Consider the following 1,013-nt stretch of genomic DNA (forward strand, 5'->3'; position numbering starts at 1 on the left):
GGCCATCAGCTTGTACTTATAGAACATTCTGTGGCACATAATATAATTTTAGACAAGGAAAAATCCTTGTCTATCTTAACACATAACTATAATTTTGTATGGTACTGTTTGAGCTGGTATACTCTTTATGACACCCATTTTCTTTCTAATCCCCTATTATTTTATCATCTAAAATATCTAGCAAGGATTCCTTCATTTCTTTGTTAATTGAATTTGCAATTTTATTTTTGCTATAATCAATACTTTACATTTCTTCGTAAGATTCAGATGAAGTTTCTTTATCTATATAATTATTAGAACCATCTGTTTTAACAATTTTTATGGATTTATTTTTAAAATAATTCATTTCCGGCATATATATTCTCCTTCCTTTTAATTTTTCTTATTTTGCCCAATAATCGATAATTTAAAATAGATAGAATATATAACTTATCTACAGTCAAAAATAATCAAAAAGAAGAGGTGATATTATGAGCAGTTTAGACAAGAAAGAAATAATTGAAATGCTTGACAAAGCAGGACTTAAAGAAGATGAAAATCTAACAGCTGATAAAATAAAATCAGCAATAGCAGAAGTTATAACTGAGAGAGAAGAAGAAATAGAAAAAGAAAACGAGACATTAAACAAGATAAAATGGATGTATAATAGATAGTAAAAATCTACATCTTCGTGATGTAGATTCAGACTGTTGACAAATTATATTGTAGAAAGCCTTTTTGTAATTCAAAAAGAGCTTTCTTTCTTTTGGTGGTAAAATATAAATATAAATTAAAGATATAATATGCGTCCTCTAATGGAATGAGCGGCCTTTAAATTTCACCTTGAGATTTCTAAAATCTCCACACATCCTAAATTTTAGAAACTTTGAAACTCGCAAGCTCAAATATTTTTCTAAAAATACATATTTATATTGGAGTGATTTTTATGTTGCGAAAGCAAGATATGATAAATAGAGACCAACTTGTTTTATTTACACTTGATGAACTTGTGCCTAGTGATCATTTACTGAGAA

Annotated in this window: 1 protein-coding gene; it reads left to right on the top strand. The window is 27.4% G+C overall.

Annotation, left to right across the window (positions count from 1 at the left end; all coding sequences use genetic code 11):
* The first annotated feature begins 470 nt into the window (after nucleotides 1-470).
* Nucleotides 471-653, top strand: coding sequence for a hypothetical protein (locus CLOTH_RS10395; RefSeq protein WP_079411032.1), 183 nt, complete (start codon nucleotides 471-473; stop codon nucleotides 651-653).
* Nucleotides 654-1,013 lie beyond the last annotated feature (360 nt).

It is taken from the genome of Alkalithermobacter paradoxus, assembly GCA_002029295.1.
GTDB lineage: Bacteria > Bacillota > Clostridia > Peptostreptococcales > Peptostreptococcaceae > Alkalithermobacter > Alkalithermobacter paradoxus.